The sequence below is a fragment of the Actinocrinis sp. genome, from assembly GCF_035946395.1.
Lineage (GTDB): Bacteria > Actinomycetota > Actinomycetes > Streptomycetales > Catenulisporaceae > Actinocrinis.
This window is the reverse complement of record NZ_DASYZI010000076.1, coordinates 1-16,652: the sequence shown is the minus strand read 5'-3', so window position 1 is coordinate 16,652 and position 16,652 is coordinate 1. Positions and strand designations below refer to the sequence as shown.

8 protein-coding genes and 2 pseudogenes are annotated in these 16,652 nt (G+C 65.4%); 5 read left to right on the top strand and 5 right to left on the bottom strand.

All coding sequences use genetic code 11. The features are described 5' to 3' along the window. Positions 1–168: pseudogene (locus VGS97_RS29415) on the bottom strand (ABC transporter); the annotation flags it as partial. A 1,274-nt stretch (positions 169–1,442) separates the two neighbouring features. Between VGS97_RS29415 and VGS97_RS05320 the strand changes: the two are divergent. From VGS97_RS05320 to VGS97_RS05305, 4 genes are all read left to right on the top strand, one after another. After that, positions 1,443–3,899, top strand: a complete 2,457-nt coding sequence (locus VGS97_RS05320) for an FxsB family cyclophane-forming radical SAM/SPASM peptide maturase (RefSeq protein ID WP_326852070.1) — start codon at positions 1,443–1,445, stop codon at positions 3,897–3,899. Between the two features lie 143 nt (positions 3,900–4,042). Further along, positions 4,043–5,416, top strand: coding sequence for a TIR-like protein FxsC (locus VGS97_RS05315; RefSeq protein ID WP_326852069.1), 1,374 nt, complete (start codon positions 4,043–4,045; stop codon positions 5,414–5,416). Between the two features lie 11 nt (positions 5,417–5,427). Beyond that, complete coding sequence (fxsT, locus tag VGS97_RS05310; protein ID WP_326852068.1) at positions 5,428–9,366, top strand: FxSxx-COOH system tetratricopeptide repeat protein; 3,939 nt, start codon at positions 5,428–5,430, stop codon at positions 9,364–9,366. A gap of 358 nt (positions 9,367–9,724) precedes the next feature. After that, on the top strand, positions 9,725–11,785 hold the full coding sequence (locus tag VGS97_RS05305) for a beta-propeller domain-containing protein (RefSeq protein ID WP_326852067.1): 2,061 nt from the start codon (positions 9,725–9,727) through the stop codon (positions 11,783–11,785). A 9-nt stretch (positions 11,786–11,794) separates the two neighbouring features. Here VGS97_RS05305 and VGS97_RS05300 read toward each other — a convergent pair whose 3' ends face one another. From VGS97_RS05300 to VGS97_RS05290, 3 genes are all read right to left on the bottom strand, one after another. After that, the gene (locus tag VGS97_RS05300) at positions 11,795–12,334 is read right to left on the bottom strand and encodes a hypothetical protein (protein WP_326852066.1); all 540 of its coding nucleotides are present in this window, start codon (positions 12,332–12,334) and stop codon (positions 11,795–11,797) included. Positions 12,335–12,706: 372 nt separating this feature from the next. Next, positions 12,707–13,762, bottom strand: coding sequence for a M56 family metallopeptidase (locus tag VGS97_RS05295; protein WP_326852065.1), 1,056 nt, complete (start codon positions 13,760–13,762; stop codon positions 12,707–12,709). Continuing rightward, on the bottom strand, positions 13,759–14,133 hold the full coding sequence (locus tag VGS97_RS05290) for a BlaI/MecI/CopY family transcriptional regulator (RefSeq protein ID WP_326852064.1): 375 nt from the start codon (positions 14,131–14,133) through the stop codon (positions 13,759–13,761). Before VGS97_RS05290 ends, VGS97_RS05295 begins: the two co-directional genes overlap by 4 nt. An 85-nt stretch (positions 14,134–14,218) precedes the next feature. Here VGS97_RS05290 and VGS97_RS05285 point away from each other — a divergent pair, with 85 nt between their 5' ends. Continuing rightward, positions 14,219–15,637, top strand: coding sequence for a recombinase family protein (locus tag VGS97_RS05285; RefSeq protein WP_326852063.1), 1,419 nt, complete (start codon positions 14,219–14,221; stop codon positions 15,635–15,637). A gap of 3 nt (positions 15,638–15,640) precedes the next feature. Here the strand turns inward: VGS97_RS05285 and VGS97_RS05280 are convergent. Then, a pseudogene (locus VGS97_RS05280) lies at positions 15,641–16,652 on the bottom strand (hypothetical protein); the annotation flags it as partial.

Sequence of the window (16,652 nt, the reverse complement as noted above, 5' to 3'; positions counted from 1 at the left end):
AGCCCCGTTGGGCCCCAGCAGGCAGAAAACCGTCCCCTCAGCGACCTGAAGATCGACGCCGTCAAGCACAACCTTCTCGCCAAACGACTTACGCAGCCCGGACACCGTGATCGCCAGCCCAGCCACAGTGCCAGCACCAGTGCGAGTGCCAGTGCCAATGGAACTCATGGCGCTCCTTCCACCCCTCCATGACCGCGGCCATGTGCCGCGCTGCACCAAGAGTGCGCCCAACGAGCTTCACCACTGTTTCACCCCGCTTTCACGCACCCCACCGCCACGAATGCGCAGGCCACCGCCCCACCGACGGCTCGACCCGCACAGCCAGCGTGGCCAGAGGAACGCCCACGAGGGTGCTTGATGCCCAGTCAGCTCTGGGCTGCCACCCAAGACTCGGGAGCCGAAACTCAGCCGTGGACCTGTCCGGCGGACAATGCACTGCCCTGGCCTGAAGATGCCACGAATGATGTCATCGCAGGTCGTATTTGGCCCTAGCTGGCCACTTCAGACAGGATTGAAGGAGTTCAGAACTTGCATTTCGATGTTATGAATAGAGCTTCCATCAGCATACAATCTTACAGTCAGAAGCTACTATCACTCACACTGCAAGAGCAGGATAAATCTCACGTCAAGCTTAGAGGGCCGAGTAAGTTCGCACGTTAAATCGCAATTATACTATTTTATCCATGATATGCAGAAACTAGCCTCTGTTTATTTCCAGATGCACGGCCATCATCAAACTGGCATCACAGGAAGTGACAGCATGGGGAGACTAAAGCCATGAGTAAGGCACTAACATCGCTACGCTCCATGGCTGGTCGATCGCGGACGGCTGACTCATATACCAGCATCCGAACGCTCAATCGAGGCCGAGAGCAACTCCTGCAAGTAGATCACGATACCTCCACACTTAGCACCTCGTCTTAGCCTGGGATGATTTATTCGTATTCACGCCAGACCGCCACCCCCAGGATGGCCTAAACACAGCGGCATGTCGTGGAGTCACCGCGGTGTTCGGTCTGTGGGCAGCGTTCTTTCGAACGTGCTACTGTGACCTCCGGCCATGGTAGGGCTCCGCTCCAAGGTGTGCAGGGCGAGGCGGGATAGGCTTCTGTCGAACTCGCCTTCTTCCAGCACATTTGGAATCCTGCATCAGGTGATTTTTCTCTGATTGATCCCTAATTGTCGTTTGCATGCTCATTCTCTCTGGAGTGCTAGAATGGAATCCATCGCCGAGCCGAAGTCGAAGGTGCCATCCTCCCTGGTGGACGTCCGATCCATTTCGCTCAGGGAGCTTAGTGAAGCTAGCAATGATTCGCTGCGCCGGATTGTTCCCACTCTGGACTCAGCTCGAATTCAGGCCGCATCCTTCAACGCCTCCCTCTGAGGTTGAGTCAGCAGTAGCGTAGTAGTTGATTCTGCGAAACACGCCGGGTTGACAGGCCATGGCATCTAGTGAAATGCCGTTTCGGCAGTTCGTGATCAAGGTACACAGTCGGTGTGATCTGGCATGTGATCACTGCTATATGTACGAATCCGCGGATCAGAGTTGGCGGAGTAGGCCTCGGGTCATCGCTCTGGAGACTGCGGATCTGATCGGTGAACGTGTCGCTCACCATGCACGTACGCATGGCCTTGACTCAGTAAAATATGTGCTCCACGGTGGTGAGCCACTTCTTGCCGGTGCGCAGCACCTCAGTGCCGTGATCGAGAAGTTGTGCCGTCCTCTCGATGGTGTCGCCACGGTGGATCTACGGATCCATACGAACGGGGTTCTGCTCGACCGGGGCTTCTGCGATCTGTTCGCATCTCATGGCGTATCAGTCGGTGTCTCCCTGGACGGAGATCGCGCCGCCAACGACCGTCATCGCCGCTACGCGAACGGCCGCACCAGCCATCCGCGCGTCCTTGAGGCGCTCGCGCTGCTGCGGCAACCCGAGTACCGGCATCTCTACGCCGGCATTCTGTGCACTGTCGACATCATGAACGACCCGGTAGCGGTTTACGACGCGCTCAAAGCCGAAGAACCACCGCGGATCGATCTGCTGCTGCCACACGCGACCTGGGACAGCCCGCCACCGCGCCCGCTCGAACCGGAAACCGGGCTGCCACAATCCACCGCATATGCCGATTGGCTCATTCGCATCCACCAACGCTGGATGCGCGACGGGAAACCCTTCGGCATCCGCATCTTCGACTCAGTCTCCTCCATGCTCGCTGGAGGGCCGTCACAGACTGAGGCCATCGGGCTCGAACCGAGTGACCTGCTCGTCATCGAGACCGACGGATCCATCGAGCAGGTCGACTCACTCAAGGTCGCGTTCGAAGGCGCACCGGCTACCGGCATGTCGGTGCTGCACAACGACCTGGATGCCGCCTCGGACCATCCGGGAATGATGTCCAGGCGCCGAGGGCTCGACGGATTGAGCGCCCAGTGCCGCGCTTGTCCCGTGGTCACCACGTGCGGTGGCGGCTACTACCCTCATCGCTATCGCAGCAGTAATGGCTTCGACAATTCATCCGTGTATTGTGCCGATCTTCTCCATCTGATCGAGTACATTGCGCGGACCGAACGCGCTGTCACACTCGAGGGCGCACCACGCCAGCCCGTTTCGATCTCTGCTGGCAGTCTGCGAGAACTGGAAACCGGGTTCGGAGGTGCCGCCGCGGTTGCAGAACTCGTTCAGGCCCAGGCCAGCATCAATCGGCTGCTCCTCGCAGAGGCCGGAATTCGCGCCGCCAGCCACAACGCACATGCCCGCGTGGCGTGGCAATCGCTCCTTGCACTCGATGCGACCGCTCCAGCTGAGCTCGCGGTCACGCTTACGCACCCTTACTTCCGGGCCTGGGCCGCAAAGATCATCGCCGGGGCCACCGATTCCTCGGTGGCCGGGCATCTCGCCGCATTCGCCCTCACGGCGACCTCACGAGCCGGAAGCGAGGCAGAGCTCACCATCCCGGTCCGTAGCGGCGCAGTGAACCTGCCGGGCCTCGGGAGATTCCTGATCGACGAAGGTATGAGGGAGGTCCGAGTCAGGACTGCCCCGGATAGGCTCTCTTTCAACGTCGGCCGGACGCTGTGGACAGTACCCACAGACTCGACAGTCGAGTTGCCCAAAGCAGTCGAAGAGCGCTGGCAGCCCATCACGATGTTGAATTCGAGGGGGTTTGCCGCTCGCATCGAGGATACCGACCCGGAACGCGATTGCCACCAATGGCAAGTTTCAGACCGGCTGTCGCAGGCTGCGCGTGTTGCGTGGCAGGACCGCTTCGACACGGCTTGGCGCCTGATCCTGGATGACCACGCCGCGTACGCGCCGGGATTGGCCGCGGGGCTGACCACGATCACTCCGCTCGCAGCGCACCCGGACGGCCACAAGGTCAGCGCAGCGGCGCGTCAGGCATTCGGTGCGGTTGGCATGGCGCTTCCGGATCGGGCGGATCTGTTCGCCTTGCTGCTCATCCACGAGTTTCAGCACGCCAAGTTCGGGGCGGTGCTGGACCTCTACGACCTTTACGACGAGTCGGACTCAAAGCTCTACTACGCTCCGTGGTGCAACGACCCCCGGCCGTTGGGGGGCCTGTTGCAGGGGACTTACGCCCACGTCGCTGTCACTGACTTCTGGCGCGTGCGCCGACAGTTGGACACGGGCAGCGAAGCCGCGGCCGCAGAGATCCAGTTCGCAAGGTGGCGAAGCCAGACGACTGATGCCGTCGATGCATTGGCGGCAAACGGTTCGCTCACGCCAGCCGGGCGAGCGTTCATTGAAGGTATACGCGCAACTCTCACACTGTGGTTGGCTGAGCCGGTCAGCCCGTCCGCCGAGGTGGCCGCCGATCTGCGAGCCCGACAGCACCGGCAGACATACGTCAGCGCCGTTCAGCGCGCGACGACGGCCTAACGGCGGTAATAACATCGGTATCCGGGCCGTGCACTGAATGAGCATGCTGCTTTAAGTCCGGCCCGGCCTTTCTCTCGCGGCGGTCGCTCCGTCTACCTATAGTGAACAGACAGACGACCTGACCGGTCGGGTGGGAGGGGCGTATGGGGCCGCCACCACGCAGCGGCGGCGCACAAGAGCAGTCTCCCGTATTCGGACCCTGCTTCTTTCTGAGTTACGCGCACACGCCACGGCTGTTCGACGACGGCGACGATCCCGACGGCTGGGTCAAGCAGTTCTATCGCGACCTGTGTATGGAGCTTGTCCACTTCGACCAGCGTTGGCACGAGTATGGCCCGCCCGGGTTCATGGACGACGCGATGCAGAACGGCACGCTTTGGCGTAGACATTTGTCCGAGCGGTTGGCCTCCTGCCGAGTCTTCGTGCCGCTATACAGTCGCGCCTACTTCAGGAAGGAGTTCTGCGGCAGGGAATGGGCACTTTTCCGCGAGCGCCAGATGGCCCACCTGGCGCAGACAGGCGTACCGAACGAGGCGATCGTACCGGTGCTCTGGCAACCCTTGCCCGGCGAGTTGCCTGCCACTGCGGCGGAAGTCCAGCTCGCCCCACTCGTCGACAATACCCGCTACCTGGAACGCGGCCTCTTCGAGCTCATTCGTCTCGACAAGCGCGCCTACCTTGAGGTGGTCATCAGGCTCGCGGAGCATCTGGACTCGGTTGCCCGCGAGGGCGCCCCACCGCCCGGGCCGGTAGTCGACCTCAGCGACGTCAGTCCGCTCTTCCCCCAGCAACAGGCCAACGTCACGCCGACGCGACGCCTGCACATCACCGTGGCGGCGCTCGATAGCCTCTCTTTGCCGCCGAGCCGGGAGAGCGGATTCTATGGCCGCCTTCCGGATGAATGGAACCCATACCATCCCGCCTCGGACGTTCCGCTGCTCCCGCGCACCGAGGATCTTGCCCGCGAACTCGGCTACACCCCTGTGATCAATTCGCTGGATCGCGCGCATGCCGAGGCCCTGGGGCGAATAGAAGCGGAGCCGGGCGGGGACAGTCAGGCAGAGGCAGACGATCCTATGGATAATCCCGATGGACCGGGAATCATTCTGATCGACCCCTGGATGGCCTACGACCCGGTCGGCGCCGCGCGCATCGCTGAACTGGATCGCCTGCGCAGGCCGTGGGTTAGAGCCATGGTGTTGTGGAGCCGATCCGATACCCAGACGCTTGAGCATGCCGCAATGCTGCGCGCCAAGCTCCAACTCACCATGCCGCGCGGCATGGATTCCTGGCGCCGCACCACACGGAGCGCCACACGTGACCTAGGCTCGCTCGCCGAGTTAGGACACGCACTACCATCCGTCGTCGAATTCGCCTGGAACACCTTCGTCAAAGCCTCTCGTTCAGACCTCCCGCCCAGAAACGTCATGCCGAGGCCGCGACTGCGCATCTCGCCGCCGCAGCGGCCCCGCCTGCATCCCGGAACCTCTGCGCCGCCAGTCGGCGGGAATTCGTGAGGAGGATCGCAATGAAAGCGGAACACCCGGTGAACAGCGGACGCGTGGTCACGTTCTACTCGTACAAGGGTGGCGCCGGCCGCACTATGGCGCTGGCGAATGTGGCGTGGATTCTCGCCGCCAACGGCAAGCGTGTGCTCGTGGTGGACTGGGATCTGGAGTCGCCCGGTCTCCACCGCTACTTTCCACCCTCGATTCTCGACCCCACGTTGCTCTACTCCACCAAGGGCATAGTGGACATCGTGCGCGAATTCGAACAGGCCGCGACCGAGGACCCGGCTGTCGATCCTCACGCATGGCACCAAGAGAACGCGCTGGTGCGGCACCATGCGATCCAGTTGCAGTGGAGGTTCCCGGGCACAGGCGAGATCCACTTTCTGTCCGCCGGAATGCGCAACCGGGACTACTCTGTCGCGATCGCGAGCCTGGACTGGGACTACTTCTACGATCAGCTCGGCGGCGGACTGCTGTTCGACGCCATGCGCGAGGACATGCGATACCAATACGATTACGCACTCATCGACAGCCGCACGGGCCTGAGCGACGTAGCCGATATATGCACCCTCCATCTCCCTGACGTGCTCGTGGACTGTTTCACTCTGAGCAATCAGAGCATCGAGGGTGCGGTCGATGTCGCGCGCGCCGTCGCAGCGCGAAGTCACCACCGTTCCATCAGGGTGCTGCCGGTACCTATGCGCGTGGACGAAGGCGAGAAGGAAAAGGCAGACCTCGGACGAGCCGCCGCGCGCGAGCGATTCGAGGGATTTCCGCAGCAGCTCGACGCGCTTGAGGCCGCTCGGTACTGGGGCAACGTGGAGATCCCGTACCGCCCCTTCTACGCGTATGAGGAGACGCTCGCAGCGTTCGGCGACCCCGCCGGTCTGGCCACCTCGCTACTCGCAGCTTACGAACGCCTGACCTCAGTACTTACGGAAGGATCGGTCACCAACCTACCGCCGCTGTCCGAGCAGCGGCGGTTAGCCATCCTGAACGAGTTCAGCCGCCGCGCGTCGGCGCTCGACGGCTTGGCGGTGTTCTACACCGCCGAGGTCCGCATGTGGGCAGAATGGGTGGTCGGCCTGCTGCGACAAGTCCGTATCTCGGCACATATCCGCTTGTTGAGCGTCGACTCGGTAGCACAGCAAACGACCGATCCGCACACCAGGGCAATCCTGGTGGTCTCCGCCGCAGCCATGCGTGTCGAGCCCGGCGCCTCGGCCACCCGCGAGTTGGTCAGAGCCGGGCAGTTGCTGGCCCTCGCCGCTGTATCAGAGATACGCACAGGCCTCGCACCCGCCAGAGTTCCGACCATCAACCTTGCTGGCCTGGACGAACGCAAGGCCGCCGCGGCACTGATGCTCGGCCTTGGCCTGCCGGAGAGCGAGACGCCGGAGGCCGAGCGAGACCACCAGACAGTCCGCTTCCCCGGCCGAAACCCCCGAGTGTCCAACGCGCCCAGGCGCAATGCCACCTTCACCGGACGCGGCGGGCTGCTTGAGGAACTGCGCAATCAGCTTGTCGGCACCTCCTCCGGAGTCATTCTCCCGGTCGCACTACATGGGCTCGACGGAGTCGGCAAGACCCAGTTGGCTCTGGAATACACTCACCGCTTCAAGTCAGACTACGATCTGATCTGGTGGATCGAGGCCGAGCAGGCCGACTTCATCAGCACATCGCTCGCACTGCTCGCTCGCCAATTGGGCCTGCCCACCGGTGACAGTGTTCCGGACGCGGACTGGGCCACGCGCGAGGCGCTGCGGCGCGGCGAACCGTTCAACCGCTGGCTGTTGGTGTTCGACAACGCAGTGAACCCACGTGAGTTGGACCCCTACTTGCCAGACCTGCCTAGCGCCGGTACCGGCCATATCATCATCACCTCACGCAACCAGGACTGGGTCAGTCGCGCGAACTCTCTCGAAGTGGACGTATTCTCGCGGGCCGAGAGCGTTCACCATCTCACCCGGCGAGTGGCGGGCTTGTCGGTGGAAGACGCCTCCGCCATTGCCGAGATGGTCGGAGACTTACCACTCGCCGTGGAGAGTGCGACAGCATGGCTGGCCTCAAGCGGCACACCGGTACATCAGTACCTTGAAGATCTCGCCGAGGAGGCCGGCAAGGTTCTCACCGAGGGTGCCCGCGACTATCCGGTGCTGAAGGCCACCTGGAACTTGGCGATCCAACGGTTGCGCCAGCGCGCCCCGGCCGCGGCGCGGCTGCTCGAACTGTGCGCGTTCATGGATCCGGACTCGATAGCGATGGACCTGGTGCGGTCGAGGGAGATGATCACGGTGCTCCAGCCACTCAATGAGTTCGTCACCGAGCGGGAAGTGATCGGCAACGTCGTGCGGGAGATCGTCATGCTCTCGCTGATGAAGGTCGATTCGCACACGAACTCGCTGCGGGTCCATCGACTGGTGCAGCAGGCGGTGCGAGAAGCGCTGAGCGAGCAGGACAGGGACTTCTGCGTCCACGCTGTGCACGAGATCCTGGCCGGAGCCAGGCCGCTGGGGGATCTCGACGATCCGGAGAACTGGCCGCGCTATTCGATCATCTGGCCGCATCTCACTCCGTCGAGCGCGATCGAGTGCGCCGAGGAGCATGTCAGGCAACTGCTGGTCGATCGGGTCAGGTTCCTCTGGAAAACCGGCGAGTATCGCAGCTCTCTGGAGCTCGGCCGGAATCTCGACCGTGGCTGGGCGGAATCCGTGGAACGGCTCGGGCGGCAGACGACGGCGGGCCTGGCCCTGTACCGCCAACTGCTCAACTTGCGCTGCCAGATCGCCAGCGTGCTGCGCTCGCAGGGCCGCTTCCGCGAGTCGCGCGACCTCGACTCGGAGGTTCTGGCCGAGCAACGCGCCGTGCTGCCCGCGCGGCACCCGCACACGCTGCTGACCGCCAGTTGCCTGGCGTCCGATCTACGTGGACTCGGGCGCTTTCACGAGGCGCTGGAGATGGACCTGAAGAACTATCAGGACCACCTGGACGCCTTCCTTGAGGACAATCCGCGCACGTTGTCATCCGCGAACAACCTCGCCGTCTCCTACCGGCTGATGGGAAACTTCGCCAAGGCGCTCGAGATCGACCAGGAGACGGTGCGGCACCGACGGGCGATCCTGGGCGCCATGCATCCGTACACACTCTTTTCCAATTCGAACCTCGCACGCGACCAGCGGGAGTTGGGCCAGTACGCGCAGTCGGTACACCGGCTGAGGCAGACGCTGGCGGACTATCGTGAGGTACTCGGCGAACACTCTCCAGAAACCCTGCGCACCGCCAAAAGCCTGGCAGTCTCGCTACGCAAGGCCGGGCAGTTGGAGGAAGCCCTGGCACTGACACGCGAAACCTACGAACGGTACTTACAGAGGTACGGCCGGCAGAACCCGGATACGCTCGCGTGCGCGGTGAGCCTGGCCGCAGACCTGTCCGCAAACGGCGACCAGCAGGAAGCAGCGCGGATCGGCCGGGAGGTGCTCGACCAGTACCGGGACCTGCTCGACCCCAGTCACCCCTATATCCTGGCGACCATCAACAACCTGGCGACCTACGCCCGCAAGAGCGGCCAGTTGGAGAGGGCCCGGGAGTCGGCCGAACAAGCCCGCAACGGTTTCGCCGATCGGCTTGGGCCGCGCCACCCCTACACACTCGCCGCCACGGCGAACCTGGCGAACTGCCTAGCCGGCACCGGGCACCTGACCGAGGCGGAAGAACTGGAGCGCAACATGGCGCTGGCGTTCGAGGAGACACTCGGCTCCCAGCACCCGGACGCGCTGGCTGTGGAGGGCAATCGCGTGGCCACACTGGTCGCCCTCGATCGGACCGCCGAGGCCACCGAACTGCGCGACCACGTCATGCCGATCTTGGTGCAGGTACTCGGCGAGGATCATGGCAACACCCGAGCCCTCCGGGTCGGGCAACGGCTCGATTGGGACCTGGAGCCGCAGCCGACCTGAGCGAGTGCCTGCGCCTGCCGCCCTGCGGACGAAAGAGCTCCGGCAGAGTTCGAACCCCGCACCACTACGACATGCCGAGCTAATCTCCGTAGTCCAGAGCCCACCGTGCACTCCTTCAGTGTCCGATCGCGAGGTCTTACGGTCACGCACCGGTCAGGACTGGGCGCCGCCGACAGTAGTGGTCGCGGAGTAACACTGTTGGTGTTCGCGGGAACCGGGGCGCGTTGGGCTCCGTCCAAGCGGCATGACACGACGATTCAGCCGCGGGCGCGCGTTCGGCGTCGCTGGTTGCCTTCTTTTGGCTTGTGGTTGCACGGGGAATGCCGCGTTGGTCGGTAGTTCGGCCACGGTTTCAGGCGTGGTGAGTCTGGTTGCTTTCGACGGGTGCACCGCTGCGCTCGACGGGCTTCGGGAGGCTGCCGACGCGAGTGTCGGCCCCTATGGCGGGCCGGGAACGACGGTCGCCTCCGTCTTTGCCGAGGGAGCGGCTGGCGCTCAGGGCTCGAACGCCGGGGCCGCACCGCGCGCCGCGGGGCCGGCGGCGGGGGCTGCGGGGTCGATGTCCTCCGGCACCTCGGCGTCAGGTTCGACGCCGGCTTATTCCGGTACGAACACGCATGAGGTCGGGGTCGACGAACCGGACATCGTCAAGACCGACGGGCACCGTATCCTCACGGTCGCGGGCGGCGTGCTCCAGGTCGTCGACGCCTCGACGCGGACCGTGTCTGGACGCCTCTCACTCGCGGCGGCCGATGGATCCGCGGCGTACTCGACCACTGACATTTTGCTGAGTGGTGATCATGCGCTGCTGCTGAGCGCTGGCGGACCTGCTGTTGCCGGTGGGGCGGCGGTCGAGGGCGGCGCCCCGGGTGACGGCGTCCCCAGCACGATGGATGGGGCTCAGCCGTCCATAACCGGCGCACGGTTGATACTCGTCGATCTCGCCGGCCAACCCTCGATCGTGTCGACGTACACGATCGAGGGCTCCGAGCTCGACGCACGGCAGATCGGATCGGTCGCCCGGATCGTCATCCGGTCGCAGGCACGGTTGCCGATCGCGCCGCAGCCGAGTGGCGCCACCGACGCTCAGCGCGTGACGGCGAATCGTGCCGCCATCGACCGCGAGGGGCTCGACGCGTGGCTTCCGCACTACGAGGTGACGTCCGGCGGTACGACGACCACGGGCCGGGTTCCGTGTGACGCGATCAGCAGGCCGACATCGTATTCGGGTACGAACATGTTGACCGTGCTCACTTTCGACCTCGGCGCGGGCTCGCTCGGTACAGGTGATGGCGTGACCATTGCCGCCGACGGCACCACGGTCTACGGGACGGACTCAAGCCTCTACATCGCGGACGATCAGCGGTGGCAGCTCTCCGGCGTGGGTGGCTTTGCTCAGGCACCGTCGGCGAGTGCGAAGCAGACGGTGCCGCAAACGCAGATCTATCGGTTCGAAATCAGCGGCTCTGGAGCGCCTCGATACGCTGCGGGCGGCGCCGTCCCCGGATACCTGCTCGATCAGTACTCGATGTCCGAATGGAACGGCCACCTGCGGATCGCGACGACGACCGGGACGTCATGGGCTGCTGCGGACGGACCACCGCCCAGCGCGCAGCCCAGTTCCTCGGCCGTCTACGTGATGGCGATCGATGGTTCGGCCCTGCGGACGGTTGGGGCGGTCACGGGTCTTGGCGGCGGCGAGCGGATCTACGCGGTCCGCTTCCTCGGGCCGACCGGGTACGTCGTCACCTTCCGGCAGACCGATCCCCTCTACACGGTGGATCTGCGCGATCCCACGCATCCTGCGGTCCGCGGGGCGGTCGCGTTGACCGGCTACTCGGCGTACCTGCACCCGGCGTCGGACACGCGGCTGATCGGCATCGGCCGCGAAGCCGACGCGATGGGCCACATCGGCGGCGCCCAGGTCTCACTGTTCGACGTCTCCGACCCGACCGCGCCGGCACGCCTGTCGACCTTCGCCATCGCCGGCGCCGTATCCGGGGCCGAATTCGATCCTCACGCGTTCCTGTACTGGCCGGCCGCTCGGATGGTCGTCGTCCCGCTCCAGGTGTCCGGTGCCGTGGGCCTATCGCCGATGGCTGGAGGCGCGCCAGCGACCGGTGGGACCGCACCAGGTCTGGTCGGACAGAAGTCCGGGGCGCTCGTCCTGCGCATCGACGACTCAGGGATCTCCGAACTTGGATTCGTCACCCAGCCTGCGGCGCGCGGCTCCAACTACGGCTACGGGAATGGAAACGGGAGCGGGAACGGTGGTTACGGATACGACTACGGATACGGATACGCGCCGATCGAGCGTTCGCTCGTCATTGGCTCGGAGCTGTGGACCGTGTCAGCCGCAGGTGTCATGGCGAGCGATTTGAGCACTCTGCACCAAGTGGCGTGGATCCCGTTCACCTGACGAAGCGGCTCACGAAAGCAGGGCGATGATGCGCTGACGGCTGTGTCGACCGTCCGGGGAGTCCTCGTCCGGATCGACCAGCATCCAGCCATGGCCGTCGGCGACGAAGGCCGCGAACTCGAACAACTGCCCGCGGTACGGCTCCTCGGCCTCGGGCAGTTGTAGGTGTTCGAGCGGCTTGAAACTGTCGGGATGGCCTGCCAGGACCCAGCAGGCTCGGTGCACGGCGGCTACGTCGAACGCGCCGTCCATGACGTATTGGCCCTCCCGCTGCTCGTCGTCGGGTTCGAGATAGCCCGAGTGCACCTCGCCCTCCATCGGCGGTTCGACGGCCGGGCCGTCGCCGAAGTCGAGCCCGACCGCGCGGCGCAGCCAAGCGTGCTGCGACCCGAAGGCGATCGCGGGCTCGCGTGCCTTGTCCTCGTCCTCGTCCCCACCCTCGCCCTCGTCGCCGCGCCAGATGTACAGCGTCCCGTCGTCCTGCGGCAGGTAGTGGTCGAAGTTCACCGGCAGGCCACAGATCTGACAGTATGTTGGCATAATGCCCATGGCGGCGTCCTCGGGGGCTGCGATCGGTGCGAGAGCTTCAGTACAAGCAATGAGCGGCGGCAGGCTACTCCAGCCGTGTCGGACGCGCCACCGACCTCGCATCGCAGATGTCGAAGAGCTGATCCGCATGTATCGATGGCCGGAAGCAGACGGCTTTTGGTGCATGAACCGCAAGCTGGGAAGTCCGACGACGAAGCCACGTGCCGAAGGTCTCGCGCTCGCAAGTCTCGGTGTGTGCCATTTGAGCGTTGGCGTTGGTGAGCCCGGATTTGGCATCACCCATTTGCGCGAGGCGCTCCATAGTCTTCCAGGCCTCGGCATGCGGTTCGGTGCCGCCCGCGTAGGAGAGCGCTTATGAGCGCTTACGTGTGCTCATGGCGTGACGGCCACGATATCTGCGCCTACCTGATTGCCGCTGAACTGTGGCTGCCGCTTCAGTGGGCTGGAGAGGCTGGCGGACTGCGGGGTCTCGTTGTCAGTGCCCTGCGGACAGTGCCAAGTGACCGTCATCACCGCGACCGCGGCCAGCAGAATCGGCACCATCGCCACGGCGACGGTGGCCACCACGCTGAGTGCCCAGGCGCGTCCGCGCAGTTCGCGATCCGCGCCGGCCAGCCGGGCGACCCGCGCCACGGCGGGCGGCAGATCCCGGGAGCTGATGCCGAGCGCGGTTCCCGGAACCCGGCCGACGCCGATGACGGCCAGCGCCGCGGCGACCGTGGACGCACCGGACTGGCGTGCCGCGGCGTCGTCGGCGATCAGTTCGACCAGGCGCCGGGTCTCGCGTTCGGCGTATGCCAGCAGCCTGATGCCCGGGATCGCGCGGCGCACGGCGACCGCGAACGCGACCGCCATGTGGTGCCGCCCGGCCAGGTGGGCGCGTTCGTGAGCCAGGACGGCTTCCAGCTGAGCGGGGCTGAGGCGCTGTAGTGCCCCGGAGGTGACGACGACGGTGCCGTGGCGGCCGGGCAGGCAGTAGCAGGCCGGGTCGTCGTGGTGCAGAACTAGGATGTCGCGCTCGACGTCGCGGGTGGCCACGATCCGCAGTGCTCTGGCATGCTCGCGTCTGCGCAGGTGCGCGGTGCCGAACGTGCTCAGCAGGCACCAGACGATGCGCGCGGCCAGGCTGGCGGCGACCACCAGCCCCAGATCGCCGATCAGCGGCCCGACCGGGGACTCGTCGTTGATGGGCAACTGGTCGGCGCAGGCGTCGACGCCCGGATCGATGCTGGCCAGCTGATCGATCAGGGTCAGCGCGAGGGCCAGCCCGCTGGTCGCGGCGGCGATGAGGAACGAGCACGTCAGGATCTGCAACACGAGCACCGTCAGGCGTGCCGCGCGGTCGGCGGGCCAGTACCGCTCCAGCGCGATCGGCGCGTAGAGCGCGACGGTGGCGGCGTAGCTTCCGAGGATGAGCGCCGCAATCACGGTCCGGCGTCCGGCGGACAGATCTCCAGCGCTCTTCGCAGAGCCCGTGCTTCCTCCGGCGAGAGCTGTTCAAGGAAGTGCACGAACGCAACTGCCTGATTTTCGCTGGTGGCCCACGCCTCACGCATCAAACGCGCGGTGAAGGACTCGCGGGAAGCCGCGGCCTCGTAGACGTACGCACGGCCCTGCGGCGCGCGGCGCAGCCAGCCCTTGCGGTGCAGCTTGTCCATGACGGTCATCACCGTCGTGTAGGCCAGGGGCCGGTCGGCCTTCAAGTCCTCGACGATGTCACGGACCAGCACCGGGCGGCCACGCCGCCAGATGCGCTCCATCACCTGGGCTTCCAGTTCCCCGAGCTGTCGCAGTACCACAGCCGCAGCTTATCTGAGCAGGACGGGAACGACGACAAGCAGCGAAATGCTTCATCAGTACTATAGGCAGTAGTAGATTTTCAGTATGAATGCGCTTGGCGATCCGCTCACGGTCGGCGCACTCTACTGCTGCGTGCCGTACAGGAACGATACCGATCAGACGCCGATCGACGTTCAGGAACGGCTGGGGCGCGAGTACGCCGCGTCGATCGGGCTGACCGTTGCGGCCCGCCTGGTCTTCGTGGACCGGCGCCGCTCGGTCTGGACCCCGCGGGCCGACCGGCCGGGTTGGGCCGGCCTGCTCGCGGCGGTCCGCGGCGGCCGGGTCGGCGCGGCGGTCGTGTTCCGGCCGTCGACGCTGGTCCAGCACCGTGCGGCCGACGCCATCGAGTTGCTGCTCACGGCGCGGGATCGTGCGGTGCCGCTGCACGGCTTCGGCGACCGGCTGGATCTCTCAGGGCCCGAAGCGGTGGCGTCAGCCCTCGAACAGGCCCGCCGGCTTCACGGCAAGTCCGCGTCGGTTTCGCAGACGGCGCAAGGCGCGCACCATCGGGCGGCGCAAGACGGACGGCCGCACGGTGGAGGGCTGCGCGCCTTCGGGTACGAGCCGGGAATGCGGGCCCTGATCGACGACGAGGCGTGCGTGGTCCGGGAGATCTACACCCGCTACCTGTCCGGAGACAGCCTGCGCGCCATCGCCTGGGACCTGAACACACGCGCCGTGCCGACCGCCGGCGGCAGCACCTGGACCATCACAGGCGTCGGCCGCATCCTGGCAGCGCCGCGCTACGCGGGCCTTCGGACGTTCCATGGCAGCGCCGAATCAGAGGACGGCTACCGGCACGCCGCATGGGAACCCTGCGTCAGTGTCCAGGACTGGCAGCGGGCGCAAAGCGAACGCGAGACCCGCGCCGCGGCGTCCGGCGGCGTGGGGCCGCATGCCGCCTACCTGCTGACCGGGCTCGTGCTGTGTGAGAAGTGCCGGGATCACATGGTCGGCTCGATCATCGCGGGCTACCGCATGTACGCGTGCGCCTCGATGAACCGGGCGCACCCGGGAAAGTGCAACCGACGCATCGCGGCGAAGTCGCTGGAGCAGTTCGTGCAGCAAGCCGCCGTGGAGATCCTCGGCGAGTGGGGGGACGTCCTTGCCGACTGTGATCTTCCGGTCACGGTGCGGCGCAGGCCGGTCGCAGGACAGGACCCGACGCCGAAACACTGGTTCCGCAACGGTCACGGCCAGGTGGACGTGCAGGCGGCGCACGTCCTGGACGGCGTCGCCACCGGCCCGGACGCGTCAGACGCCTGGGCTCGGCTTCCGGACGAGCGCAAGCGAGCGGTGCTGCGTTTCCTGTTCGCCTCCGTCGAAATCGGCGCGAAGACGACCAGCCGCCCCGTGTTCGACACCAGCCGCATCAACATCCTGCCCAACCCGGTGCTCGCAGCGGACGGCGCTGGGCCGGAGCGAGGGCTCCGGCCCAGCGGTGGCGCTGTCCGCGAGTGAGCGTCAGCCCACTACGACGTCGTCGTAGAGGGTGTACGTCGGGTCGGCGCTGTAGTTGTCGTCATGCGACGTCAACGTGATGGTGTAGGAGTGCCCGGCGGTGACCGCCGCGCTGACCTGAGTCCAGCCGGAGCTGGCCACGCAGGTCTTGGCCAGCACCGTGGTGGTGGTGTTGGAGGTGTTGTCCTTCAGCGTGGCCGTCGCCCAGTCGTAGGTGACCGAGTCCGGGCAGGTGATGTTGTACCAGAACGACAGGGTGCTGTCGCCGGTGGCCGCGGTGAAGGTCTGCGCGACGGAGCTGTCGCCGTTGGTCGGCGTGGTCGCACCGAGCATCGCAGAATACGAACCAGTGTGCGCAGTCGTACTCACACCAGTCGCCGCACCAGACGCCGTCCAACCCGACAAACTACCGGTCTCGAAACCGCCATTGACGATCGGGTTCGCGGCGGCGCCGGACAGCGCGACGTCGTCGTACAGGGTGTACGTCGGGTCGGCGCTGTAGTTGTCGTCGTGCGACGTCAACGTCAGCGTGTAGGAGTGGCCTGCGGTGACCGAGGAGGACGCCTTGGTCCAACCCGAGTTCGCGACGCAGGTCTTTGCGAGCACCGTGGTGGTGGTGTTGGCGGTGTTGTCCTTCAGTGTCGCCGTCGCCCAGTCATAGGTGACCGAGTCCGGGCAGACGACGTCGTACCAGAACGACAGCGTGTTCTGGCCCGACGGCACGGTGAAGGTCTGCGCGATGGAACTGTCGCCGTTGGTCGGCGTGGTCGCACCGAGCATCGCAGAATACGAACCAGTGTGCGCAGTCGTACTCACACCAGTCGCCGCACCAGACGCCGTCCAACCCGACAAACTACCGGTCTCGAAACCACCGTTGACGATCCCGCCGGTGCTGGGCGCGTTCACCGTCAGGGTGAACGACGCGCTGTGGGTCGGCGAGCCACCCGGGTACGTGCCGACGACGTTGACCGTGTAGTTCCCGGTCGGCGTCGTGGACGACGTGGCGATCGTCACC